This window comes from Helicobacter pylori, from assembly GCF_014498195.1.
Classification (GTDB): domain Bacteria; phylum Campylobacterota; class Campylobacteria; order Campylobacterales; family Helicobacteraceae; genus Helicobacter; species Helicobacter pylori_DO.
Genome location: NZ_JACTGH010000003.1, coordinates 1 through 24705, shown reverse-complemented (window position 1 = coordinate 24705; position 24705 = coordinate 1). Strand labels below are relative to the sequence as shown.

Here is a 24705-nt window from a genome sequence, read left to right as displayed (position 1 = left end):
ATTAAAACCTTGATAAAATTTTCATTCTTTTAAGCCGTTCGCTTAGATCTTTTGGAACACACTCAAATAAATCCCTATGGAAAAACAAGCCCCTAACGCCCCTAAACAAAACCCTCCTAAAACACTGCTAAAAGACACCCCTAAAACAATCAGCACTAAGCTTATTAAAAGAATCAAACCAAGCAAGCTATAAGAGAGAATGTTTTGAAATATTTGATGCGTGATCAAATGGGGTATCAATAAAACAAGCAACCCATAAAATAGCGTCAAAGAAAGTGCAATAGCGCTAGGGAAATTAGCGCTGTGCGAAAGCCATTGAATGGAGTGTGCCAAAAGGTGTTTTAAAGATTCTAAAAGGGCTTCAAATAAGATCACGCTTAGCACAAACCACACCCCAAGCGCTAAATTTCTGCGATAAAGGCTTAAAAACACCCCCACCAACAAGCTCAAAGGCAACACGAATTGAGAAGAGCCTAAACGGGCGATATTTTGGAGGATTAGAGTTAAAATAGGGCTGGAATTAAAGGGGGTTGAACGCGCGAAATTAAAAATGGCATTATCCATTGAATTGGCGTAATCAAAAAAAACCAAGCCAGCAATAAGGATAAAAAATGCACTAAAAATACCCCCTAAAAGAAACAGGGTTTTAACTGGTAATAAGAAAAATACTTTGGGGTGTGTGGAAACATTTTTGAAAGAATTTTCAGCCATTATTTAAAACCCTTTTAGTCAGTTCATTCAAAACTTATATTATACGCCAACGAACTTTAAAATCGCTCTTAAAAGTTTTAAGACAATGAAGTTTAAACACATAAAAGCTTTTCATTTTAATCAAACCTAGCTAATAAGAAACTGAAATTGTTTTTTTTTTTTTTTTTGAAATCGCTTTAATTTTTGCCCTTTTTTTAAAGCTTTTTAACCCTTTTTAGACTACAATGCGAGGAGTAAAAATCAAAGGAACACGACATAATGGATAGAGCCAAATTTATATTCGTTACAGGGGGCGTGTTAAGCTCTCTAGGGAAAGGGATTTCATCTTCTTCAATCGCTACGCTTTTACAGCATTGCAATTACCAGGTTTCTATTTTGAAGATTGATCCTTATATCAATATTGATCCAGGCACCATGAGCCCTTTAGAACATGGGGAAGTGTTTGTAACTAGCGATGGTGCTGAAACGGATTTAGACATCGGGCATTATGAACGCTTTTTGAACAGGAATTTAACCAGGTTGAACAATTTCACTACCGGGCAGATTTTTTCAAGCGTAATAGAAAACGAAAGGAAAGGGGAGTATTTAGGCAAAACCATTCAAATCGTCCCCCATGTAACCGATGAAATCAAAAGGCGCATTAAAAGCGCGGCTAAGGGGTTGGATTTTTTAATCGTGGAAGTGGGCGGAACCGTGGGCGATATGGAGGGCATGTTTTATTTGGAAGCGATCCGCCAGCTTAAATTGGAATTGGGGAATGAAAAAGTCATCAATGTGCATGTAACCTTGATCCCCTATATCCAAACCACTAACGAATTAAAAACCAAACCCACGCAACACTCCGTCCAAGAATTACGGCGCCTTGGCGTAACCCCTCAAATCATTTTGGCGCGATCGCCTAAGCCTTTGGATAAAGAATTGAAAAAGAAGATCGCTTTGAGTTGCGATGTGGAGCAAGACAGCGTGATTGTGGCCACAGACACTAAAAGCATTTACGCATGCCCTATTCTTTTCTTGCAAGAAGGCATTTTAACCCCCATTGCCAGACGCTTTAATTTGAATAAATTACACCCCAAAATGGCGGCTTGGAACACTTTAGTAGAAAAAATCATCGCTCCTAAACACAAGGTCAAAATTGGTTTTGTGGGCAAGTATTTAAGCTTAAAAGAATCTTATAAATCCTTGATTGAAGCCCTAATCCATGCGGGGGCGCATTTGGATACGCAAGTCAATATTGAATGGCTGGATAGCGAGAATTTTAATGAAAAGACTGATTTAGAGGGCGTTGATGCGATTTTAGTGCCGGGGGGCTTTGGAGAAAGGGGGATTGAGGGCAAAATTTGCGCCATTCAAAGGGCTAGGTTAGAAAAACTCCCCTTTTTAGGGATTTGTTTGGGCATGCAATTAGCGATCGTGGAGTTTTGCCGCAATGTTTTAGGCTTAAAAGGGGCTAACTCTACGGAATTTAACCAACGCTGCGAATACCCTGTGGTGTATTTGATTGAAGATTTTATGGATCAAAACCACCAAAAACAGGTGCGCACCTATAATTCGCCATTGGGTGGCACCATGCGATTAGGGGAATACGAATGCGAAATCATGCCTAATAGCTTGTTAGAAAAAGCTTATAAAAAGCCTAGCATTAAAGAAAGACACCGCCATCGTTATGAAATCAACCCCAAATACCGCCAAGAGTGGGAAAATAAGGGTTTGAAAGTGGTGGGCTTTGGGGCGAATCATTTGATTGAAGCGATTGAATTAGAAGATCACCCTTTCTTTGTGGGGGTGCAATTCCACCCGGAATTCACCTCCAGGTTGCAAAGCCCTAACCCTATTATTTTGGATTTCATTAAGAGCGCTCTTCATAAATCCTAATCTAAAGAATGAAACAAAAGCTTAAAGCTCAAATCAAAGAGCGATTGGTTTCTATCGCCTATAATGAAAAAGGGTTTCCTAGTCCCTTTTTATTTAAAGACTTGAAAAAAGCCGCGCTCAAAATCATAGAAGCCATGCACGCAAACACAGAAATTTTAGTGGTAGGCGATTATGACGCTGATGGCGTGATTAGCTCTACTATCATGGCAAAATTCTTTAAAAGTTTAGATTACAAGCATGTTCGTATTGCAATCCCTAATCGCTTCATGGATGGCTATGGGATTTCTAAAAAATTTTTAGAAAAACACCACGCCCCTTTAATCATCACGGTGGATAACGGGATCAGCGCCTTTGAAGCCGCACGATTTTGCAAGGAAAAAAACTACACCCTAATCATCACCGATCACCATTGCTTAAATAATAATGAAGTCCCAGACGCTTATGCGGTGATCAACCCCAAGCAACCGGATTGTGATTTTATCCAAAAGGAAGTGTGCGGGGCGTTGGTGGCGTTTTATTTGTGCTATGGAATCCACCAACTTTTAAAAAAAGAAAAAAGCCATTCTAGTGAGTTGTTGTGTTTAGCGGGCGTGGCGACTATCGCTGATATGATGCCTTTAACTTTTTTTAACCGCTTTTTAGTTTCTAAAGCCTTGCATTTTTTGCAAAAAGAATCCTTAGGGGCGATGGGGTTTTTACGCCAAAGAGAAGTTTTTAGAAAACGCTCTTTAAAAGCGAGCGATATTTCTTTTAATATCGCCCCCTTAATCAACTCCGCAGGGCGCATGCAAGACGCTAAAATGGCTTTAGATTTTTTAAGCGCGAATAATTTTCAAGATGGCTATTCTTTGTATGAACGCTTGAAAGCATGCAATGCGAAGCGTAAAATGATCCAACAGCAGGTTTTTGAAGAAACCTTTAAACATGCGATGGTTGGAGAAAAAATCATCATCGCTTTTAAGGATAATTGGCATGAAGGCGTGCTGGGGATCGTGGCTTCAAAATTAGTGGAAGCCACCCAAAAGCCAAGCCTGGTTTTTACCTTTAAAGAAGGGGTGTATAAAGGGAGCGCTCGTAGCTCTCCAAATATTGACTTGATTGACGCTTTGAATGGGGTTTCTTCTTTATTGCTCGGCTATGGAGGGCATAGGCAAGCTTGCGGACTGAGCGTTGGAAAAAACAATATCGTCTCGCTCTTTGAAACTTTAGAAAATTTTGATTTTAAAGTCTTGCCTTTTTGTGAAAAAGAACCCCCTTTAACGCTCAATTTAAAAGACATTGACAGAGAGCTTTTAGAGATTATAGAAGTGGGCGAACCTTATGGGCAAGAAAACCCTGAGCCTTTATTCCAGGCGCAAAATTTAGAAGTCATAGAAGAAAGAATCATTAAAGAAAGCCACCAAATTCTGCGTTTTAAGGATAAAGAATGCGTCAAAGAGGCTATTTATTTTAACGCTGAGCGGTTTTTGAAAGCGGGCGAAAAGGTGAGCGTGCTTTTTAGCGTGGAATTAGATGAGTGTTCTAATGAGCCTAAAATGTTTGTTAAAAGTTTATTATAGTGCCTTTTGTTGAAGAAGAATTTGAAATTTTAAAACCCACCAAAGCCTTGTTTTTGGTGCGCGATGTTTTAAAATGCTCTCTAAAAGAAGCCCAACGGCACCTTGACAAACAACGCCTAAAACAAAACCAACAAGCCGTGCGTAAATCTCAAATCATTCAAGGGGTCGTTCGCTTGATTTATTTCAAGCCTAATGAAAAACAAGAAAAGCTTGTTTTTGAGACTAAGGATTTTGGCGTGTTTGACAAACCCGCTCAAATCTATACCCACCCTAAAGGCTATTTTTACCATGAAAGCTTATTAGATTGTATCCAATCGCATTTGGGTAAAAACGCCCATCCAGCCCACAGATTAGACTATGAAACGAGCGGGTTAGTTTTAGCGGGCAAGACCTTACAAAGCGTTAAGGATTTAAAAGCGCTTTTCATGCAAAAAAAAGTAAAAAAAACTTATTTAGCGCTAGCGCATGGGTTGGTGGATAAAAGTATCATCATAGACAAACCCATTCTAACGCCACAAAACATTCAAAAAGATTTGCGCATTAGATCTCAAATTTCTCCTTTAGGCAAGCCTTCAATTACGCTTGTTGAGCCTTTAAGCTATAACCCTTTTTTGGATATAAGCTTGCTTAAAATAACCCCACTCACTGGGCGCACGCACCAGATCCGCTTGCATTTAAGCAGCGTGGGGCATAGGATTGTGGGCGAGGGGCTTTATGGGGTGGCAGATGAAAACGCTAGAGAATACCTTCAATTGAAGCGTGAAAATAACGCCCCAACCCTCATGCTCCATGCCGCTAGTTTAGAATTTGAATTTAAAGGGGCGATCTATAAAATCGCTTCTCCCATGCCCGAACGCTTCATGCCCTTTTTAAAAGATCTATCCTTTTTTTATTGATTGATCTTTTGGTTGTCCTCTTCTGGGGTTTGTTTGAGTTTTTCCACATGCGCTTTAACGCTTATTGTTTCTATATTTTTTAAATCCTCTTGAAGTTCTTGGCTGAATTTGGTAATACTGTTATCAAAACCCATTTTGTAGCTTTCTTTCAGATATTTTTTCACTTCATTGATGTTGTTCAAAATTTCTTTTTTGAATCCGTCTCTGTGGATCCATTCATCAATAAAATTGATCACCGCATCGCTTCCAAACCAAAGTGTAATAGCGCAAGCAGGAGCGAAAGGCCCGCAAGTCCAAGAACCGCTCAAAGCTGTGCCAATCTTTGCGAGGAATTTACCCCCTACTTTCGCCCCAAGTTTAGCACCAATTTTTGCCACAAGTTTTGGGGTTAGCTTTGCCGCAATAGCCAAGCCACTCACGCTAGCCGTTGCCCCTATTGCTCCTGTAAAATTGGCTTTCAATTTCCTTGCCACTTCATCGCCAAGAGTGTCTAAAATTTTTGCGTTTTGAGAAAGATCGGTATCCACTCCTTTTAAAGCGGTCTCACTCACAAATTTTTCGTGTTGGTTTAACAAACTTGCATAAGTTTTAGAAAGCCTCTTGGTTATAGCATCCAATCTTTGCTTGTAATCTTTCACTAAAAGTTTTTCCTGCAACACATTAGCCATCGCATCTTCGGCGCTCAAGCCGGTCTTTTTAGCTACAAAAAGAGCAAGCTCGCTATAATCCCCCTTGATAGAATAATGCCAATCTAAGAACTTATCCACATTGTATTCTACTATATCAAAAAACCCATCTATTTGAGTGTTTATCACGCCATTCATTTCCTCTATGCCACTATTGAGAGCGGCGTTGATCTCTGCTTGATGGTTATTAAGATTATCTTTTATAATATCGGTAGGTAAAAATTTTTCAGCATACTTAAAGAGTTTTTTTGGTTTGTCTGCTTTTGCCTCCTGACTGGGTTCGCTATACGCAAAGAATTTGACGCTAAAATAGACGACAAATAAAACAATAAGACATCCCCAAAAAATATAGCTATATCTCTTTTGTTTTTTTGATTTCTTCTTGTTCCTTGCTCTTTGGCTCTTCTTTTTCTTGCTTTGGCTTCTGCTCTTGTTTGTCTTGTTTTTCTTGTTTCTGTTCCTCTAGCTCTTGCTTTTGCTTTTTTAGTTCTAGCTTTGGTCTTGCTTGCTCTAGATCTTCTTTAACATCATTTTCCACACTCACCCCTAAAATATTTTGATAACCAATAAATGATTTGAGCGCTCAGCCTGCTGATGGCTATCCCGCTAAGAGCGTTATAGATGATAAACGCTACCCAGCCCGCAACCATAAACCCCTTATTTAAGCCCATGCTCTCTGCTTTGCGCATGCCCCACCAAGTAACCCCCTCTAACATTTTTTTAAATTCTAAAACATAACTCGTATAATCACAATTTGAATAAGCGGAATCACTCGCTGCCTTAATAGTGTCTATCAAAGCCGGTCTCAAATAATCGGGCATGTTGCCATGATAGATCACATAGCAACTCAAGCCAATGAAGAAAAGAGTCCCCACAAAAGCGCTCACTTCTCTAGACATCAGCATCAAATAATCTTCTTTGATGATACTCTTGAGCATTTTTTCAAGCGCGCCAAACACCGCAGCGCAAACAACGATAGTGCAAAAAACAAGCCCCCACATCATCCAATTATAGTCCAGCACGCTATAAGCGATGGATATGGATGTGGAAATTGAAAAAATAAAATAAAAGCAAATTACCATTATTGTGGAGCGTAACATCTTGGATAAAAAAGATTCGCTATTCACGAAACACTTGGCGAAGCACTTCCTCTGATGCATTTTTAAAGAAATATAGCTAAAAGCGACAATCCCTAGTATCAGCAGCACAAAGACCAACGAGAAACAGAACTTATCATAAGTCAAACGCCACAAGACCAACAACACCCCAACGATCACACTTGCACCCAGAATGATTTTAAAAAAATAAGACATTATCTTTTATCCCTTTTGTTGTTTTTGAAGCGTTTGTCAGGGTTATCTTTAAGGAGAAAAATCTTAAACGCTACCAGTATCAAGGATAGTGAGAATATCGTTAGCGCTACTATCCAAAAAAGATCCTTGCTGACAAAGTAAAGGATCGCACTCTCTATCAAGCAAATGAGCGAAACGCCGTATTTAAACTTAAGCTTTAAGATCTTAATGGCGGGACACAACCATAGCGACCAAAAACCCGACAGACCCGCCAAGGAGCGATAAAACCCACAAAGCTTTTTCAGGAATACGCCGCATTTTTTGCTCAATTTTTATCCACCAGCATGAGAATAAAGATCAGAATATTGACTATGAGCAACCAAATGATAGAAGCAAATTCCACGCTCACGCTTTCAAGAGCGTTTTAACAACCCAAACGCTACCACTTAGCTTTTTAGAGAGAGGGAGAGAGAGAAAGCAAAATTTTAAGATTGATTCTCAAATCTATTCCTTTACAAAAGTTAAGACTGGGTGTTTTAACATGATTTTTGGCCTGATCGCATCAAGCCCTTACTTTTTAACATTTCCGCTCCCCTGCTTTTTTAAAGCCTCCCTAAATTATTACACCCCACACCAATAAACACAACGCACCCAAGCACAAAGCCCTAAAAAGGCCTTTTTGAAATTCTTTAGCATGACAATATTCTTTATTCCCCAAGCAAAATACAGCCCTCGTTCAAATACTCTTTCAAAATCTCTCGCCCCTTAGGGGTTTTCATCAAAATAGATATTATTTGGCTTCTCAACCTCTCAGGCTCTTCTCTGTTGGCGTTTTTGGTCAGATCGTATTCGTTGAAAAAATACGGCATGACTGACTTTGATTTGAGCTCAAGCCCCACCTCTTTGATCACCTTTTCTATCGTGTATTTTTTCTTACAATGTTTTTCGCAACCCCCCAATTTCAAAATCTCATTGCGTCCAAATTTTTATACCACCCATAAGAGAGGAGGATCTTATGATTCTCTTTTGATATGTCAGTTAAAAGCCCATACGCTTTGGTGATACATTTACCCTCATAAGAATAAACGCTCAAATTATAGCCATAGCCAATCATGGGATGCCCCGTCTTGTCGGTATAAATAGAAGGCGAAAACCCCTCTGAATCCACTATCAAAAACGACGCCGCTAAGATCAATTTGCTAAGACAGAGCGTCCCACACCCTTTCAACTGCCCTTATTATTCTTAGCTTTCAATTCTTCTAGTTTTTTTGAAATAATCTCTTCAGTAACGCTAGAGAGCCTCTCTCCATCATGCTTACCCTCTTTGGTTTCTTGGCTCTGTAATTCTTCTTGTTTTTTTGAAATGATTTCTTCAGTAACGCTAGAGAGCCTCTCTTTAGGAGAATTTTTGGTGTCTGATTGATTGGGGCGGTTTTTCAAATTCTCTCTAATTCGCCTTTTTTTTTGGATGAGCACAAACATTTTCTGGCTGAACTTATAGCACTGGCGCACGCTTATGACAATCACGCCCCACTTGATCAGTAAAGCGCTTAAAAGCCAAACAAACGAGCTAGAAGTGTCCAATAAAAACTGGCGCACATCGCTATACACCCAAATATCCACCCAAATCACCAACAAAGTGATCAGAATAGAAAACGCAATGCTTTTAAACCGAAAAAGCCACGCCACGATCACAAACCCTCTCGTGTGCCTGTGGGCTAAGAGCCAGCGTTCATTCTTTTCGCTAAAAAACCCCATTAAGCTAGAGATAAAGCTATTTTCCTTGCTCATTGTCGCCCTTTTCCCAAACTTCTTTGAAATGCTTAGTTTGGATTTGTTCTAAAAGCCTTTTTTCTTCGGCTTCAAACATGATTTTCAATTCTTCTTCGTTAAAATCGCTCAATTTCATGCCCTCTTTTTTCAAGCGTTTTTCCACGATTTTAACCGCTTGCTCTCTGATTTTTTGAGATTCTTCTTTAAAAAGCGCTCGTTTGGTTTTTTGAAAGACTTCACTAGAATTTTTTTGGATCGTTTGTTTGCAAGAATCTAAAAAATCCCTAACTTGATGCATGATTTTCATTATTATCCGTTTTTAAAGAGTTTTTAAAACTAATGATCTCTAAAAGAATACCAAAAAAAGATTAAAACTCTCTAGTAAAAATATTTTCTTAAAAGAATAGGGGGCATTTTGGCGATGTTCTTAACCCCCTTAAAAACCTAAGGCTTTTTGCTTGTCATAGGACATATCGCATGCCTTTTGATCTGATGATTCGCAAAGCACTTCAAGGCTAAATATCTCGCATGCTTCTTTATGTCCTAATTCGCAAAGCCCTTTATAAGTAACCATCTCGCATGCTTCTTGCTTTCCTAGTTTGCAAGCTTTTTCAAATTTTTCCATCGCTTGTTTTTCATTTTTGACTACACCCTTTCCAATATATTGCATAGCTCCTAGTGTGGAACACCCAAACTCATCGTTTAAATCACACGCTTTAGAGTAGTATTGAATGGCTTTTTTCAAACGCTCTTTTAACCTAGGATTCTCTCCTATTACTAGATTTTCACCCTCATATAGACCCCCTAGACTAACACACCCTTAGCATAGTTTAATTCACACGCTTTTTCAAAATATTCCTTAGCTTGAATATAATATTTCTTAGCCTCAAGACTATCTCCTCTAAATGTGCCACCCCCACCACTCACGGCAAAATCAAGAATCTCTTTGCCCTGATCAAAAAGCTCTTCAGGGGTTGGCTCTGCCATTAACCCCCCCCAATCAACACACAACACAAGCATAAAGCCCTAAAAATCGCTTTTTTGAAATTCCCTAACATGATGCTCTCCTTTTTATTAAAAAATTTAGACTTTATTATAATCAAATTACAATCAGATCTAATGATTTTTTAAAACCTGCTGGCAATAGCGCTCTAAGATCCTGCAAGCGCTCAAAGAGTCTAGCCGGCCGTCTTTGATAGCGAGCCGCTTATTTTTCCTACCCAAATGCTCCAAATTGTCATAAGCTTCTACGCTGGAATTATCTTCGTTAATAAAAACGATTTCGCCCTTAAAATCTACAAGCTTGATAAAATGCTCAATGCGGGCGTGGGTGTCCGCATAGCTTTCATTAGGCTTGCCCACCACTAGCACTTGAATGTTCTTTTCCCTCAATAAATCGCTCAAATCCCTAGAGGCCTGATTCCTGTTGTGGCGTAAAATCGCTTCTAAAGGCAAAATAACGCCGTTTAAAAGCGCAGCGATGCCAATGCGTTTTAACCCCACATCGCATGCCAAAATCATGCTAACACCACGAGATGATTGATGCGCTTAATCTTACCTAACAGCTCGTATTCTAAAAGCTTATCCCCAAATTTGAGATACGCTTCTTCATAGCTAGGGTTTTTCGCACAATATTCTAAAAATTCATCTTTCATTTCAGGCATTTCTTTTAAATGGTAGTCTTTTAAAAGGGTGTTTATAAAATTTTGAATATTAAATATCCCTTGAGCCTGCCCTTTTTCTAAAAGCTCATTAGTTCCATCGCTTTCGTTCAAGCGTTGGGGTAAAACAAATAAGGGTTTTTGGTATTTCTGGGCTAATCTCGCGCTGCTCATAGAGCCGCTTTTTAAATCCGCTTGGGGGATAATCACCGCATCGCTTAAAGCGATCACTAGGCGGTTTCTGGCTAAAAAAGAGCCTTTAATGGGCATGAAGTCTTTTTCATATTCGCTTAAAATCAAGCCGTTTTGCGCGATTTCTTGAATCACTTTATGGTTATTCGTAGGATAGATAAAATCCAAACTGCAAGGCGAAAGCATGATGGTTTTTGGTAAGGCGTTTTCTTGAGCGATAATATCCACGCCTAACGCTCCCCCGCTCACAATAACCGCACCATTTTTAGCAAGCTCTCTGGCTAGAGTGATCGTGTGTTGCTTGCTATAAGGGGTGGGTCTTCTTGTGCCGATGATAGCCACTTTTAAAGGTGCTCTCAAAAGCTTGGTATCGCCCACACAATAGAGCTTTTTAGGAGGGTCTTTGAGAATGTCAAAGGCTTTAGGGATGTTCTCTAGCACGCTGTATTGGAAATTACTTTTCATTTTAAACTATTTAGGCAATATAATTTCCACTTCAATCGTTTCCACGCTCTGGTTGCTATCAAGGGTTTTGAAATGGATGTCTGAAGATTTAGTGTATTTTTGAATGACGGCAATGATTTCTTTACGCATTTCTTCCATATAAGGTAAATTTAAGGTGCGCTCTTTAGCTAAAATCAATTTCAATCGGTCTGTTGCGGTAGCCGCGCTCCCTTTGTTTTTAAAAAAATCAAACAAACTCATGAAAATATCCCTTTTAACGCGCTAAAAAAGCCTCTTTTAGCCTTAAATTCCACGTATTCCACTTCTTCGCCTAAAATCCGTCTGGTGATGCGTTGGTAAGCCTTCGCGCTCTCGCAGTCCGTGCGAATCACCGGCTCGCCCTTGTTGGTCGCTGAAATAATATGGTGATCTTCTGGAATGATCCCAATTAAAGGCAAGCACAAAATCTTAAGCACTTCTTCTATGGGAATCATCTCTCCATTTGCCACTAATTCAGGTTTTAAGCGATTGATTATCAAATGCTTATGCACTTCTTCGCCCCTTTTAGCCCGGTTAGACTTCGCGTCAATAATGCCAACCACTCTGTCGCTATCCCTTAAGGAACTCACTTCCGGCGTTACCACCACTAACGCCATGTCCGCATGCAAAATCGCATGCTCAAAGCCGCTTTCAATCCCAGCCGGTGAGTCAATCAAAATATAGTCAAAATCCGTCCTTAAAGCGTTGATTAAAATCGCTACTTTTTCCTTATCTAAAACATTTTTATCCTTGCTTTGTGAGGCCGCTAAAAAAGAAAGGTTTTTAGTCTTTTTATCCGTGATCAAAGCCTGCGAAAGGTTGCAATTTTTTTCCATCACATCCACCACATCATAAACAATGCGATTTTCTAAGCCTAAAATCATGTCCAAGTTCCTAAGGCCTATGTCAAAATCAACCGCTACGACTTTTTTACCGCTCTCAGCCAAGCCAATCGCTAAATTAGCCGTGGTGGTGCTTTTACCCACGCCCCCCTTACCTGAAGTGATAGTAACTACTATTGCCATATAATTCCTTTTAATTTAATGATTTATTTTTTATGATTGAATGGGGCGCGTAAAATTTCCCCAATTTGTTCTATTTTAGTCTCTTTAAGGGCTTTTCTCTCTGTGTTTAACCTGGGGTAATTCAAGCTCTTTTCTAGTAAAAAATCTTTAGCGAATGCGCCGTTTTGAATCTTTTTTAAGATTTTTTGCATGCGTTTTTCTAACAGCTTTCCCATAGGCTCTCTATTTTTAATCGCCCCAAATTCAGCGGTGTTAGAAATGTGCTTCCTTAAGCCCTCTACCCCCTTATAATGCAATAAATCCGCCACCAATTTCACTTCATGCACGCATTCAAAATAGGCTAATTCTTCAGGGTATCCTGCCTTGAGTAAAGTTTCAAACCCCATTCTTACAATCGCTTCTAACCCCCCACACAAAACCGCTTGCTCGCCGAATAAATCGCTCTCGCATTCTTCTTTAAAGCTCGTTTCTAAAACCCCCATTCTCCCCCCACCCATCGCTTTAGCGTAGCTTAAAGCCACCGCTTTAGCGTTATTTTTTGAACTTTCTTGCTCTATGGCGATCAAATGGTATAAGCCCCTATTTTTAAGGTATTCTTCTCTTAAAGCGCTCCCAGGCCCTTTTGGCGCAACTAAAATCGCGCCCACGCCTTTTGGAAGAACAACCTGATTGAAATGCACACTAAAACCATGAGCAAAGCCTATAATTTGGCCTTCTTTTAAAAAAGGGATCACTTCTTTTTCTAACACTTCCTTATGCAATTCATCTGGGAGTAGCACCATGATCACATCAGATTGTTGGACTAACTCCTTGACTCCCAGCACTTCAAAACCCTCTTTTTTTGCTTTTAAAGCGCTCAAACTCCCTTGATACAAGCCAATACGCGCCTTTACTTTAGAGTCCCTCAAATTGAGCGCTTGGGCTTCTCCTTGCGCACCATAGCCAATAACACCCACTTGTAAGGATTGGATAACGCCTAAATCAATGTCTTTATCATAATAAACGGGTAATGCCAAAATCAAATCTCCTAGCGTGTTTAAGCAAGTATTTATTTTACCATAATGGGAGCGATAATGTTTAAAAACATGCAGAATATTAAAAAATGGTGTGCTCGGAGGGATTCAAACCCCCGACCTACAGGACCGCAACCTGTTGCTCTATTCAGCTGAGCTACGAGCACTTTTAAAGAAGTGAAACGATAATTATAGCAAGAAAAGCTAATTTTTCACTTAAACGATGCGTTTTTTCTATTATAATTTAAGGCATGCAAAAAGATTACCAAAAACTCATCGTCTATTTATGCGATTTTTTAGAAAAAGAAGTGCAAAAACGTGGCTTTAAAAAAGTCGTTTACGGGCTGAGTGGGGGGCTAGATAGCGCGGTCGTTGGGGTGCTGTGCCAAAAGGTTTTTAAAGAAAACGCCCATGCCCTTTTAATGCCCTCTTCAGTCTCTATGCCAGAAAGTAAAACAGACGCCCTAGATTTGTGCGAAAAATTTTCTATCCCTTATACAGAATATTCTATCGCCCCCTATGATAAAATCTTTGGCTCTCATTTTAAAGACGCAAGCCTTACTAGAAAGGGGAATTTTTGCGCAAGGTTACGCATGGCTTTTTTATACGACTATTCTTTAAAAAGCGATTCTTTAGTCATTGGCACGAGCAATAAAAGCGAAAGAATGTTAGGCTATGGCACTTTATTTGGGGATTTGGCATGCGCGATTAACCCGATTGGGGAATTATTTAAAACCGAAGTTTATGAACTCGCTCGCCGTTTAAATATCCCTAAAAAGATTTTAAACAAGCCCCCTAGCGCGGATTTATTTGTGGGGCAAAGCGATGAACAAGATTTAGGCTATCCTTATAGCATGATTGACCCTTTATTGAAGGATATTGAAGCGTTGTTCAAAAACAAGCCCATTGATGCAGAAACGCTCACTCAATTAGGCTATGATGAAATTTTAGTGAAAAACATCATAAGCCGTATCCAAAAAAACGCTTTTAAATTGGAATTACCCACTATCGCCAAACGATTTGACCCTGAATGAAAAGCGATAAACCCTTTTTAGAACGCTATTTTTATGACCCCACTCTTTTGCAAAAGGGGTTGATTTTCGCGCTCTATCCTTTTTCTTTAATTTATCAATGCATTGCCACAATTAAACGAAAAACCGCTAAAAAGCATGATTTTAAAATCCCCCTTATCAGCATCGGTAATTTGATCGCTGGGGGAAGCGGTAAAACGCCCTTTATTTTAGAGATCGCTCCAAGATACCAAGAAGTGGCTATTGTCTCTAGGGGGTATCAACGGGATTCTAAAGGCTTAGTGGTGGTGAGCGTTAAAGGAAACATTTTAGTTCCTCAACAAACAGCGGGCGATGAAGCCTATCTTTTAGCCTTAAATCTAAAACAAGCGAGCGTGATTGTGAGCGAAAAAAGGGAGCTAGGCGTTTTAAAAGCCCTTGAATTAGGGGCAAAAATCGTGTTTTTAGACGATGGTTTTAGGTTTAATTTCAACCAATTCAATTTACTTTTAAAGCCTAAAGTCCCCCCCTGCTACCCCTTTTGTTTGCCTAGCGGGTTGTATAGAGAAAGTATTGAAAGCTATAAAGAAGCCCATTTAGTCGTTACAGAAGATAAGGATTATAAAAGAATCACCTCTATCGCCCACCCCACCAAACGCATGCTTTTAGTAACGGCTATCGCTAATCCCAGCAGGCTTGATGCGTTTTTACCCAAAGAAGTGGTTAAAAAATTGTATTTTAGAGACCATGCCCCTTTTGATTTGGAGCTTTTAGAAAAAGAGTTTTATCAAAACAACGCCACTTCCTTATTGGTTACTTCAAAAGATCTCGTCAAATTACAAGATTGCAAATTGCCTTTAAGCGTATTAAATTTAAAACTAGAAATTTGCCCTAAAGTTTTAGAAAAGATTGACCATTATATTTTTTCTTATCCTTGTAATACAAAAGAATATCTATAAACTCCTTATCTTTAGAGATAAAGCCTTTCAAACGCCCCTCTAACTCATAATGGTTTTTTTCATAAAAAGCGATCGCTTTGAAATTGTTTTCCATCACTTCTAAGTGCAAAGAATGTAATTGGAACTCTTCAAAAGCGATGCATTCTAAAGCTTTTAAAATCGTTTCTCCCTTATTTTTCAAAAAAGGGTTCTTATAAATCCCCAAATACCCATGCTTATGAAAAAAATTGATTTTAGTGATAGAGCCAACCCCTAAATAAACGCCCTCTTCTTTAAACAAAAAATAGCGGTGGCTAGGCGAATTTTTGAGATCTTCTATGAATTGCAAATGCGTTTTTAAAGAAATATTAGCGCTATACATCCATAAGGCAGTGTTTGGGTGGTTACGAAATTCTAAAACCAGCAACTTTTCTCCATCGTTTAAATGCACAAAATCAATCGCTTGGATATTTCCATAAGAATAATTTTTTTTCAAATTTCTAAAAACTCCCTTAATGCGCCCTCTAGTTCACTCCCAAAGACCAGGTTTTTTGCCCAGGCTTGATTTTTTTGAATTTGTAATTTTTCAAAATCTCTAGCTAAAGTTTTTAAACTCGTTTGTTTGAAGATGCCTGAATTTTCAAATTCTTGGCTTTGAATGATTTGATTAGAAGCAATGGGAAGGATAAGAGAGGGCGTTTGAGAAAGAGCCAATTCATAGAGGGTTTGACCAGAAGCACTAATAGCGCAAGCGCAAAATTTCATCAAAGAACTGAATTCTAAGGGGTTTAAAGGGCTGTAATAATGCGTGTTTTTGGGAGGATTTTTAGGGATATGGGGTGAAATGATATGCAAATGCATGCCCTTATTTTCTAAAATTTTGACTATCTCTTTAAGCGTTTTTTGCTCGCTCCCCCCTAGAGTGATCAGCACTTCTTTATTTTCTGTATTGATAGGACGCTCATAAACAAAACGAGCATCAACAGGGTAAAATTCCGCCCCCAAATAATACTGATAATCTTTTGATAAATGATGGTAGTGTTTTAAAGCGTTCAGCGTGAAATTCATGATCTTAGTGTTTTTAGGGTAAAACCCCTTAGCATGCTCTTTATCTTCTATGACCATAAGGCTTTTGGCTTTTTCTTTTAAAAGATAAAAATCCTTTGAATTTAAACAATAGCTGTCTGTAATCAAAAAATCATCATTGCCAACACCCTCTAAAAAAGCGCTTATATTATTTTGCTTGTGTAAATAAAGGCTCGCTTCAACCCCTAATTTTTCTATAAAAGAAAGGATTTTTTCACAACGCCTCACATGCCCTAAACCGCTTGTTAAAAAACAATCGCACAAAATTTTTACTGGCATGCGTTTTTCAAACGGCTGTATTTGAGCTTGGCTAATTCTAAATCTTCTAAAGTGTCAATGTCTTGAACTTCTAGGGGCGATAATTCTAAAGCGATAGAATTTGGGCTAAAAATAGGCCGCATTTCTTTGAAGGCTTGAGCCTTCCCCATATAAAGCAACCCTGCGTCATGATAGAGCGTTTTTAAATCTTGCGTGCGCGTGTTTGAATGCTCTTTAAAAGCCATTTGAACGCCGTTTTCAAGGCTAAAAGAACGATAGGGCGAAGCGCTAAAGGGAGCGCATGTGAAAACATAATCCGTATTTTGATTTTGTTTTAAAGTTTTACAAGCGTTTTTCAAATGCTTTTCTTGTAAAAGCGCTGAAGTGCCATACAAACAACACGCTATATCTTCATCTTTTAATTCTAATTCTTTCATGTGATAGGCCATCACCTCTAAAGTCGTGGCTTTATCATCTGCTAAAACTTTAGGGCGTAAATTCAAAAAACTCGCCCCATAATTTTTAGCTAAATTCACATACTCCATGCTATCGCTAGAGATAAACACCTTTTCAAAGAGCTTGGAATTTAGTGCCGCTTCAATAGGGTAAGCGAGCATGGGTTTATTGAAAAAATCAATAATATTTTTATTCTTAATCCTTTTACTAGAACTTCTGGCTAAAACAATAGCGATCGCTCTCATGCTAGGCTTTGCTCTTTATTAATAAGGCATTTGGGTTTCCATCGCATCAGCAGCGAATTTCTTCTTATTGGAATCGCTCAAATGCCCTAAATTCGTGTATTCAATCTTAGCGTCGGCCAAAAACTTGGATTGGATGGTGTTATTCCTTTCAATATCATAAGGGCGGATCACCCCACTCACCTTAAGGATTTGCTTTTCCCCATCCACTAGCACTTCTTTATTCCCATAGATGAAATAATTCCCGTTTTCTAGCACTTTAATGATGCGAGCGCTCAACACGATCTCTAAATCTTCGCTCTTTTTTTGCGAGCCACCGCCTTTAAAATTCGTGTTATTGCTGGATTTGGTGAAATTGTAATTATTTTTATCGTCTAAATACTCCGCTTCTTTTTTCTTTCTTTCATCTAGCCCGTTATAAGTGAGTCTTGGGGGCGTGGAATTACCCCCTGAAGCGCTTTTATAATCTTTAGAGCTGGAATAATTCGCGCTCGCTTTTTCAGAGACAACGATTGTGATCAAATCGTTAGGCTTCATCGCCCTCCTGTCTGCAAATAAAGGGCGCTCACCCTGCCCAAACAAACTCCCCAACTTGTTCAATTCAGGGATAAATTCTTTAGAGGGGGTTTCTTCTACATAATTGGGAGGGTTAAAATCAATTTTTGGCTCATTGGCTGATGCCATGCTAAATATAACGCTAAACGCAACAGCCCCTAAATAAAGCGCTTTTTTCATCCACTAGCCTTACTTTTGAGTTATTTTAAGCCCTAAATTATACTCTCTTATAAAGAATAAATGCTTAATTTTGAGTAAGTTGTTGTAAAATTTAGATCTTTATAATGAAACTTAACTTGCAGGAGATGAAATTGAGAACCTTGTTAAAAATGTTAGTTGGTGCAAGCTTGCTAACACACGCCTTAGTAGCTAAAGAAGAAAGTGCAGCACCTTCTTGGACAAAAAATTTGTATATGGGAGTCAATTACCAAACAGGTTCTATCAATTTAATGACTAATATCCATGAAGTTAGAGAAGTTACTAACTATCAAACCGGTTACACCAATATCATAACTAGCGTTAATAGCGTTAGAAAACTCACCAACATGGGATCTAATGGGATTGGATTAGTCATGGGCTATAACCACTTTTTCCATCCGGATAAAATCTTGGGCTTGCGCTATTTCGCTTTTTTAGACTGGCAAGGCTATGGCATGAGATACCCTAAAGGCTATTATGGCGGCAATAACATGATCACTTATGGCGTGGGCGTGGATGCGATATGGAATTTCTTCCAAGGGAGTTTCTATCAAGATGACATTAGCGTTGATATTGGCGTTTTTGGGGGGATTGCGATTGCGGGGAATAGCTGGTATATTGGCAGTAAAGGGCAGGAATTATTAGGCATCACTAACAGCAAGGCGGTTGATAACACCTCTTTTCAATTCCTCTTTAACTTTGGCCTCAAGGCTTTATTTGTAGATGAACATGAATTTGAAATCGGTTTTAAATTCCCCACCATTAATAACAAATACTACACCACTGATGCGCTCAAGGTTCAAATGCGTAGGGTCTTTGCCTTTTATGTGGGGTATAATTACCACTTCTAAAGGGCTTTTAAAACCCAACGCAACTCCCTAACATCTTTTGATAGTAACTCTTGGCTTTGAGGATCGTCTCTGTGTCATCGGTTTTTAAAAGCACTTCGTAATTGTTTTCAAAAGCGTTTTTGCTCCAATTCGCTGAGCCTAAAAACACGATCTTATCATCAATGATCGCTACTTTTTGGTGCATGATGCCGTAATAATTCCCGTTTTTAGCCTTAAGCCCTTTCAATAAGCACACTTTCGTGTTAGGGTATTTGTCCAGATAGCCGATAGTGGATTGCTTGTTATTGTGATTGCTTTCATAATCATAAATGATTTGCACCTTAATCCCCCTACTCGCTACGCTTTTAATGGCTCTTGCAATATCTCTGTGCGTGAAACTATAGATAGCGATTTTCACGCTCTCTCTGGCGTTACTGATGCCAGAAACTAAAGAATTGAGAGCGTCTCTTTGCTCATAAGGTAAGACAAATAAGCTGTTTTTAGCTTGCAAAACCCCTAAACAGCCCACTAACACACCCACGCCAACGATCTTTTTCAATTTGTTTAACATCAAATGATCCTTATTTTAAACTACACTCTATGATAAAAACAACCAACCAAGTGGATTTTTGATTATAATAAAAGATTTAAAAAAAGCGATAAAATGGATAGGCTTAAAGAAGCGTTTCTTATCAAATAAGGAGTCCCTAAAATGAAAATGATTCTATTCAACCAAAACCCCATGATCACAAAGCTGCTTGAGAGTGTCTCTAAGAAATTGGAATTGCCTATGGAAAATTTTAACCACTATCAAGAATTATCCACACGCCTTAAAGAAGATCCAGAATGGATTTTGATAGCCGATGATGAATGTTTGGAAAAACTAGACCAAGTGGATTGGCTAGAATTAAAAGAAACCATCTCTCAAAATAAAAACAGCGTGTGCATGTATAAAAAGGGCAATGAAGCGCAGCCCTTTTTAGAGGGCTTTGAGATGAAAATCAAAAAACCTTTTTTACCCACTGAAATGTTGAAAGTCCTTCAAAAAAAGCTTGGTTCTAACGCAAGCGAGCTAGAGCCTAGCCAGAATTTAGATCCAACTCAAGAAGTTTTAGAAACCAATTGGGACGAGTTAGAAAATTTAGGCGATTTAGAGGCCCTAGCCAAAGAAGAGCCTAACAATGAAGAGCAACTACTCCCCACTTTAGATGCGCAAGAAGAAAAAGAAGAGGTTAAAGAAACGCCCCAAGAAGAAAAGCCTAAAGATGGTGAAACGCAAGAGGGTGAAACTCTCAAAGATAAAGAAGTTTCTAAAGAGTTGGAAATGCAAGAAGAAGTTAAAGAAGAAACGCAAGAAGAGCAAGTCAAAGAACAAGAGCCAATCAAAGAAGAAACGCAAGAAAATAAGGAGGAAAAACAAGAAGAAACGCAAGATTCCCCAAGTGCGCAAGAATTAGAAGCCATGCAAGAATTAGTCAAAGAAATCCAAGAAAACTCTAACGGCCAAGAGAATAAAGAAAAAACGCAAGAAAGCGCAGAAATTCCACAAGATAAAGAAATCCAAGAAGTTGTTACCGAAAAAACCCAAGTGCAAGAATTAGAAATTCCTAAAGAAAAAACGCAAGAAAGTGCAGAAGCTCTCCAAGAAACCCAAGCACAAGAATTAGAAAAACAAGAAAACGCAGAAACGCCCCAAGAAAAAGAAAAACAAGAAGATACAGGAACACCGCAAGAATTAGAAATCCCCCAAGTGCAAGAAAAAGAAACCCCACAAGAAGAAACCCAAGAAACCCAAGAAAAAGAAATGCCACAAACCCAAGATGAAAAACCCCAAGAAGACCATTACGAAAGCATTGAAGACATTCCTGAGCCGGTGATGGCTAAAGCGATGGGGGAAGAATTGCCCTTTTTGAATGAAGCCGTTGCAAAAACTCCTAATAATGAGAACGACACAGAAACCCCTAAAGAGAGTGTTACAGAAACCTCCAAGAATGAGAATGCCACAGAAACCCCGCAAGAAAAAGAAGAAAGCGATAAAACTTCCAGCCCCCTAGAATTGCGCTTAAACTTACAGGATTTATTAAAAAGTCTCAATCAAGAGTCCTTAAAAAGCCTTTTAGAAAACAAAACCTTAAGCATTAAAATCACTTTAGAGGATAAAAAACCTAATGCATAACGATTTTAATTTACTCATCCTTTCAGGCCCTAGCGGAGCGGGTAAAAGCACCCTTACAAAGTATTTGCAAGAAAAAATCCCAAAAACCCATTTTTCCCTTTCCACCACCACGAGAAAGCCCAGAGAGGGCGAAGTTGATGGCTTGCATTACAATTTTGTCAGCGAAGAAGAATTCAAACAAGGCATAGAAAAAGGGCAGTTTTTAGAATGGGCGATCGTGCATAACCACTACTATGGCACTTCTAAAATCCCTGTAGAAAAAGCCTTAAAAGAGGGCAAAATCGTCATTTTTGATATTGATGTGCAAGGGCATGAGATCCTTAAGAAGCATTACCCTAACGCATGCTCAGTGTTTATTAGCACCAAAAACCAAGAGATTTTAAAAGAGCGCTTGCTTTTAAGGGGGACGGATTCTAAAGAGACGATAGAAAAACGCTTGATCAACGCTTATAAAGAAATGCAGTGCTTGGAAAGCTTTGATTACCTCATCATCAATGAAGATTTAGAAAAATCCAAAGAAATCATCTTAAGCATCGCAAAAACTTTAGTCCATCGCTTAAAAGCGTTTAATTTTGAAAAAATCTGTAAGGCTTGGAAAAACGAAACCCTATAAAACCTATCAATTATTTTTTAAAAAAGCTATAATTCAAATAAAAACCAACCAATAGATTAAGGAGTAAAAAATGGGCGGATTCACAAGCATATGGCATTGGGTCATCGTTTTATTAGTGATTGTGTTGTTGTTTGGGGCTAAAAAGATCCCAGAGTTGGCTAAGGGTTTAGGCAGTGGGATTAAGAATTTCAAAAAGGCCGTGAAAGACGATGAAGAAGAGGCTAAAAACGAGCCAAAAACCCTAGACGCTCAAGCAACGCAAGTCAAAGTGCATGAGAGTAGCGAGATTAAAAGCAAACAAGAAAGTTAAGCATGCACACTCTCATTAAGGGCGTTTTAGAAGAGATTTTAGAAGAAGAAGTCATTATTGAATACCCTAAAGACAGAGAGCATGGGCATTACGCTACGCCCATTGCTTTCAATCTCGCCAAAGTTTTTAAAAAATCGCCCTTAGTTATCGCTGAAGAGTTAGCCCTTAAAATCAGCACGCACAAAAAAACTCAAGGGTTTTTTGACAGCGTAGTGGCTTGTAAGGGCTATATCAATTTCACGCTTTCTTTAGATTTTTTAGAGTGTTTCACCCAAAAGGCTTTAGAATTAAAAGAACGATTTGGCTCTCAAGTTAAAAGCAAACATTCTCAAAAAATCTTTTTAGAATTTGTGAGTGCTAACCCCACAGGGCCTTTACACATAGGGCATGCTAGAGGGGCGGTTTTTGGCGATAGTTTGGCTAAAATCGCTCGCTTTTTAGGGCATGAAGTTTTGTGCGAATATTATGTCAATGACATGGGTTCTCAAATCCGCTTGTTAGGGCTTTCGGTATGGCTCGCTTACAGAGAGCATGTTTTAAAAGAAAGCGTAACTTACCCGGAAGTCTTTTACAAAGGCGAATACATCATTGAAATCGCCAAAAAGGCGAACAACGATTTAGAGCCAAGCCTTTTTAAAGAAAATAAAGAGACGATTATTGAAGTTTTAAGCGGCTATGCTAAGGATCTAATGCTTTTAGAAATTAAAGATAATTTAGACGCTTTAGGCATTCATTTTGATTCCTATGCGAGCGAAAAAGAAATTTTTAAACATAAAGATGCGGTGTTTGAACGATTAGAAAAAGCGAACGCCCTTTATGAAAAGGATTCTAAAATCTGGCTCAAATCTTCACTCTACCAAGATGAAAGCGATCGGGTGCTCATTAAAGAAGATAAAAGTTGCACTTATTTAGCCGGCGATATTGTCTATCATGATGAAAAATTCCAACAAAATTACACCAAATATATCAACATTTGGGGGGCAGACCACCACGGCTATATCGCTAGAGTGAAAGCCAGCCTTGAGTTTTTGGGCTATGATTCTAGTAAGCTTGAAGTCTTACTCGCTCAAATGGTGCGCTTGCTCAAAGATAACGAGCCTTACAAGATGAGTAAAAGAGCGGGTAATTTTATTTTGATTAAAGATGTGATTGATGATGTGGGTAAAGACGCTTTGAGGTTTATTTTTTTGAGCAAACGGCTTGATACCCATTTAGAATTTGATGTCAATACTTTAAAAAAGCAAGACAGCTCAAACCCTATTTACTATATCCATTACGCTAATTCGCGCATCCACACCATGCTAGAAAAATCGCCTTTTTCTAAAGAAGAAATCTTGAAAACCCCTTTAAAAAATTTAAACGCTGAAGAAAAATACTTGCTTTTTAGCGCTTTAAGCTTGCCTAAAGCGGTTGAATCCTCTTTTGAAGAATACGGCTTGCAAAAAATGTGCGAATACGCAAAAACCCTCGCCTCAGAATTCCACCGCTTCTATAACGCTGGCAAAATCTTAGACACCCCTAAAGCTAAGGAGCTTTTAAAAATTTGTTTAATGGTGAGTTTGAGTTTGACTAACGCTTTCAAACTTTTAGGCATAGAAATCAAAACCAAAATTTCCGCTAAAGATTAAGCTAATATTTAATTTTTTGTTATAACATTCCCCTTATTTTTGAAACTAAGGAGAATATTTTGCTTAATCGTATTGTAGAACACATGAACGCTCACCATGTAGAAGACATGAAAGGTTTGTTGAAAAAATTTGGGCAAGTTCATCACGCTGAAAATGTCGCCTTTAAAAGCGTGGATCCACAAGGCATTGTGATTGGTTATAACAACAACCAAACCTTAAGGATTGAATTTAACCACGAAGTTAAAGACCCCAAAGACTACAAAAACGCTATCATTGAATTGTGCCAAAGCGTGGAAAAAACCCATGACTTAAAAGGCGTGGAAGAAGAAGTTAAAGCCTTTAAAGGAAGCTTTGATTCTGTTTGTTTAGCGACCTTACACCCTAATGGGCATGTGGTATGCTCTTATGCGCCTTTAATGACCGATGGCAAACAATACTACATTTATGTGAGCGAAGTGGCTGAGCATTTTGCGGGCCTTAAAAACAACCCCCACAATGTGGAAGTGATGTTTTTAGAAGATGAGAGCAAGGCTAAATCAGCTATTTTGAGGAAACGCTTGCGTTATAAAACCAACGCAAGATTTATTGAAAGAGGGGCGGAGTTTGACAAAGCGTTTGATTCTTTCATTGAAAAAACCGGCGGTGCTGGGGGCATTAAAACCATTCGTGCCATGCAAGATTTCCATTTGATCGCATTGGATTTCAAAGAAGGGCGTTTTGTGAAAGGCTTTGGCCAGGCTTATGACATTTTAGGCGATAAAATCGCTTATGTTGGGGATAAAGGCAACCCACACAATTTCCCCCACAAAAAATAAGCTTTCTCACCCATAAGGGGCAAACGCCCCAAAAGACCGCTTTTTAAAGAGGTTATGGCAAAATCAAGCTCTTTACTATTTAACCTTAAAAAATGCTAAAAGCCTTTTTATGGGCTAACACCAAACAAAAAGCACCACAAAAAACATCAAAAAGTAAAAAAAATGACACAATTTTTTCAAAATTACAAAAAAAAAAAAAAACGCTTTCATGCTATAATGCATCAAAATACTCATTTCAAAAAAGGAGAAAACATGAAAAAAACCCTTTTACTCTCTCTCTCTCTCGTTTTTGCTCCACGCTGAAGACGACGGCTTTTACACAAGCGTAGGCTATCAAATCGGTGAGGCCGCTCAAATGGTAACCAACACCAAAGGCATCCAACAGCTTTCAGATAATTATGAAAACTTGAGCAAGCTTTTAACC

29 protein-coding genes, 1 tRNA gene and 2 pseudogenes are annotated in these 24705 nt (G+C 38.8%); 11 read left to right on the top strand and 21 right to left on the bottom strand.

From position 1 onward, the window contains the following. Positions 1–42 precede the first annotated feature (42 nt). Positions 43–711, bottom strand: a complete 669-nt coding sequence (locus tag H7N67_RS02055; RefSeq protein ID WP_187938881.1) for a phosphatase PAP2 family protein — start codon at positions 709–711, stop codon at positions 43–45. Between the two features lie 258 nt (positions 712–969). Here H7N67_RS02055 and pyrG point away from each other — a divergent pair, with 258 nt between their 5' ends. Genes pyrG through H7N67_RS02040 form a run of 3 tightly spaced genes read left to right on the top strand, consistent with a single transcriptional unit; the run spans position 970 to position 5041 of the window. Next, positions 970–2586 carry a glutamine hydrolyzing CTP synthase gene (gene pyrG / locus H7N67_RS02050; RefSeq protein ID WP_000373188.1) on the top strand — a complete coding sequence of 539 codons (1617 nt, stop codon included), beginning with the start codon at positions 970–972 and terminating at the stop codon, positions 2584–2586. 8 nt (positions 2587–2594) lie between these two features. Then, a complete protein-coding gene (gene recJ / locus H7N67_RS02045; protein WP_187938880.1) occupies positions 2595–4145 on the top strand; it encodes a single-stranded-DNA-specific exonuclease RecJ in 1551 nt (516 codons plus the stop codon). Further along, complete coding sequence (locus H7N67_RS02040) at positions 4145–5041, top strand: RluA family pseudouridine synthase (protein ID WP_187938879.1); 897 nt, start codon at positions 4145–4147, stop codon at positions 5039–5041. Before recJ ends, H7N67_RS02040 begins: the two co-directional genes overlap by 1 nt. Here the strand turns inward: H7N67_RS02040 and H7N67_RS02035 are convergent. The 15 genes and pseudogenes from H7N67_RS02035 to H7N67_RS01965 all read right to left on the bottom strand — a co-directional run bounded on the left by H7N67_RS02035 (position 5035) and on the right by H7N67_RS01965 (position 13333). Next, the gene (locus tag H7N67_RS02035; protein WP_080317449.1) at positions 5035–5865 is read right to left on the bottom strand and encodes a hypothetical protein; all 831 of its coding nucleotides are present in this window, start codon (positions 5863–5865) and stop codon (positions 5035–5037) included. The genes H7N67_RS02040 and H7N67_RS02035 overlap by 7 nt on opposite strands. A 214-nt stretch (positions 5866–6079) precedes the next feature. Beyond that, on the bottom strand, positions 6080–6265 hold the full coding sequence (locus tag H7N67_RS08125) for a hypothetical protein (protein ID WP_001885497.1): 186 nt from the start codon (positions 6263–6265) through the stop codon (positions 6080–6082). Further along, the gene (locus tag H7N67_RS02025) at positions 6255–7040 is read right to left on the bottom strand and encodes a hypothetical protein (RefSeq protein ID WP_187938878.1); all 786 of its coding nucleotides are present in this window, start codon (positions 7038–7040) and stop codon (positions 6255–6257) included. Before H7N67_RS02025 ends, H7N67_RS08125 begins: the two co-directional genes overlap by 11 nt. Continuing rightward, positions 7040–7422, bottom strand: a pseudogene (locus tag H7N67_RS02020) (DUF1294 domain-containing protein). Before H7N67_RS02020 ends, H7N67_RS02025 begins: the two are co-directional and overlap by 1 nt. Before the next feature lie 304 nt (positions 7423–7726). Beyond that, on the bottom strand, positions 7727–7978 hold the full coding sequence (locus H7N67_RS02015) for a hypothetical protein (RefSeq protein WP_001874674.1): 252 nt from the start codon (positions 7976–7978) through the stop codon (positions 7727–7729). A gap of 2 nt (positions 7979–7980) precedes the next feature. Then, positions 7981–8247: a lysozyme family protein gene (locus H7N67_RS02010; RefSeq protein ID WP_232262995.1), complete on the bottom strand. Its 267-nt coding sequence runs from the start codon at positions 8245–8247 to the stop codon at positions 7981–7983. Beyond that, the gene (locus tag H7N67_RS02005) at positions 8244–8810 is read right to left on the bottom strand and encodes a hypothetical protein (protein WP_042636018.1); all 567 of its coding nucleotides are present in this window, start codon (positions 8808–8810) and stop codon (positions 8244–8246) included. Before H7N67_RS02005 ends, H7N67_RS02010 begins: the two co-directional genes overlap by 4 nt. Continuing rightward, the gene (locus tag H7N67_RS02000; protein ID WP_000699936.1) at positions 8794–9099 is read right to left on the bottom strand and encodes a hypothetical protein; all 306 of its coding nucleotides are present in this window, start codon (positions 9097–9099) and stop codon (positions 8794–8796) included. The genes H7N67_RS02005 and H7N67_RS02000 overlap by 17 nt, the downstream gene beginning before the upstream one ends. A 129-nt stretch (positions 9100–9228) precedes the next feature. Beyond that, positions 9229–9779 (bottom strand): annotated as a pseudogene (locus H7N67_RS01995) (tetratricopeptide repeat protein). 129 nt (positions 9780–9908) lie between these two features. Next, complete coding sequence (ruvX, locus tag H7N67_RS01990) at positions 9909–10313, bottom strand: Holliday junction resolvase RuvX (RefSeq protein ID WP_187938877.1); 405 nt, start codon at positions 10311–10313, stop codon at positions 9909–9911. Beyond that, positions 10310–11110 carry a DNA-processing protein DprA gene (dprA, locus tag H7N67_RS01985; RefSeq protein ID WP_187938876.1) on the bottom strand — a complete coding sequence of 267 codons (801 nt, stop codon included), beginning with the start codon at positions 11108–11110 and terminating at the stop codon, positions 10310–10312. Before dprA ends, ruvX begins: the two co-directional genes overlap by 4 nt. Positions 11111–11116: 6 nt before the next feature. Then, positions 11117–11350, bottom strand: a complete 234-nt coding sequence (minE, locus tag H7N67_RS01980) for a cell division topological specificity factor MinE (RefSeq protein ID WP_000051414.1) — start codon at positions 11348–11350, stop codon at positions 11117–11119. Next, complete coding sequence (minD, locus tag H7N67_RS01975) at positions 11347–12153, bottom strand: septum site-determining protein MinD (protein ID WP_187938875.1); 807 nt, start codon at positions 12151–12153, stop codon at positions 11347–11349. Before minD ends, minE begins: the two co-directional genes overlap by 4 nt. A 23-nt stretch (positions 12154–12176) precedes the next feature. Next, the gene (ilvC, locus tag H7N67_RS01970; RefSeq protein ID WP_187938874.1) at positions 12177–13169 is read right to left on the bottom strand and encodes a ketol-acid reductoisomerase; all 993 of its coding nucleotides are present in this window, start codon (positions 13167–13169) and stop codon (positions 12177–12179) included. Positions 13170–13256: 87 nt separating this feature from the next. Next, positions 13257–13333: transfer RNA gene (locus H7N67_RS01965), tRNA-Arg, on the bottom strand. Between the two features lie 84 nt (positions 13334–13417). Here H7N67_RS01965 and H7N67_RS01960 point away from each other — a divergent pair. Beyond that, on the top strand, positions 13418–14200 hold the full coding sequence (locus tag H7N67_RS01960; protein WP_187841949.1) for an NAD+ synthase: 783 nt from the start codon (positions 13418–13420) through the stop codon (positions 14198–14200). After that, positions 14197–15135, top strand: a complete 939-nt coding sequence (locus H7N67_RS01955) for a tetraacyldisaccharide 4'-kinase (RefSeq protein WP_187938873.1) — start codon at positions 14197–14199, stop codon at positions 15133–15135. Before H7N67_RS01960 ends, H7N67_RS01955 begins: the two co-directional genes overlap by 4 nt. Here H7N67_RS01955 and pseH read toward each other — a convergent pair. Genes pseH through flgH form a run of 4 tightly spaced genes read right to left on the bottom strand, consistent with a single transcriptional unit; the run spans position 15068 to position 17891 of the window. Next, positions 15068–15610 (bottom strand): UDP-4-amino-4,6-dideoxy-N-acetyl-beta-L-altrosamine N-acetyltransferase, encoded by a 543-nt coding sequence (gene pseH / locus H7N67_RS01950; RefSeq protein WP_187938872.1) that lies wholly within the window; start codon positions 15608–15610, stop codon positions 15068–15070. The genes H7N67_RS01955 and pseH overlap by 68 nt on opposite strands. Beyond that, positions 15607–16479, bottom strand: coding sequence for a CMP-N-acetylneuraminic acid synthetase (locus H7N67_RS08085; RefSeq protein ID WP_269566000.1), 873 nt, complete (start codon positions 16477–16479; stop codon positions 15607–15609). Before H7N67_RS08085 ends, pseH begins: the two co-directional genes overlap by 4 nt. Beyond that, the gene (gene pseF / locus H7N67_RS08080) at positions 16470–17159 is read right to left on the bottom strand and encodes a pseudaminic acid cytidylyltransferase (protein WP_187938871.1); all 690 of its coding nucleotides are present in this window, start codon (positions 17157–17159) and stop codon (positions 16470–16472) included. The genes H7N67_RS08085 and pseF overlap by 10 nt, the downstream gene beginning before the upstream one ends. 18 nt (positions 17160–17177) lie before the next feature. After that, positions 17178–17891: a flagellar basal body L-ring protein FlgH gene (gene flgH / locus H7N67_RS01935; protein ID WP_022576909.1), complete on the bottom strand. Its 714-nt coding sequence runs from the start codon at positions 17889–17891 to the stop codon at positions 17178–17180. A gap of 131 nt (positions 17892–18022) precedes the next feature. Between flgH and H7N67_RS01930 the strand changes: the two genes are divergently transcribed. Continuing rightward, complete coding sequence (locus H7N67_RS01930; protein WP_187938951.1) at positions 18023–18760, top strand: outer membrane protein; 738 nt, start codon at positions 18023–18025, stop codon at positions 18758–18760. 7 nt (positions 18761–18767) lie between these two features. Here H7N67_RS01930 and H7N67_RS01925 read toward each other — a convergent pair whose 3' ends face one another. After that, the gene (locus H7N67_RS01925; protein ID WP_000932810.1) at positions 18768–19310 is read right to left on the bottom strand and encodes a phospholipase D-like domain-containing protein; all 543 of its coding nucleotides are present in this window, start codon (positions 19308–19310) and stop codon (positions 18768–18770) included. Between the two features lie 141 nt (positions 19311–19451). Here H7N67_RS01925 and H7N67_RS01920 point away from each other — a divergent pair, with 141 nt between their 5' ends. The 5 genes from H7N67_RS01920 (at position 19452) to H7N67_RS01900 (ending at position 24281) form a co-directional block, all read left to right on the top strand. Beyond that, the gene (locus tag H7N67_RS01920; protein ID WP_187938870.1) at positions 19452–20915 is read left to right on the top strand and encodes a hypothetical protein; all 1464 of its coding nucleotides are present in this window, start codon (positions 19452–19454) and stop codon (positions 20913–20915) included. Next, on the top strand, positions 20908–21528 hold the full coding sequence (gene gmk, locus H7N67_RS01915) for a guanylate kinase (RefSeq protein ID WP_000551230.1): 621 nt from the start codon (positions 20908–20910) through the stop codon (positions 21526–21528). The genes H7N67_RS01920 and gmk overlap by 8 nt, the downstream gene beginning before the upstream one ends. 70 nt (positions 21529–21598) lie before the next feature. Continuing rightward, positions 21599–21838 (top strand): twin-arginine translocase TatA/TatE family subunit, encoded by a 240-nt coding sequence (gene tatA / locus H7N67_RS01910; RefSeq protein ID WP_000508592.1) that lies wholly within the window; start codon positions 21599–21601, stop codon positions 21836–21838. 2 nt (positions 21839–21840) lie between these two features. Beyond that, positions 21841–23466 carry an arginine--tRNA ligase gene (argS, locus tag H7N67_RS01905; RefSeq protein ID WP_187938869.1) on the top strand — a complete coding sequence of 542 codons (1626 nt, stop codon included), beginning with the start codon at positions 21841–21843 and terminating at the stop codon, positions 23464–23466. Positions 23467–23525: 59 nt separating this feature from the next. Next, positions 23526–24281, top strand: coding sequence for a HugZ family heme oxygenase (locus H7N67_RS01900; protein ID WP_187938868.1), 756 nt, complete (start codon positions 23526–23528; stop codon positions 24279–24281). Positions 24282–24705 lie beyond the last annotated feature (424 nt).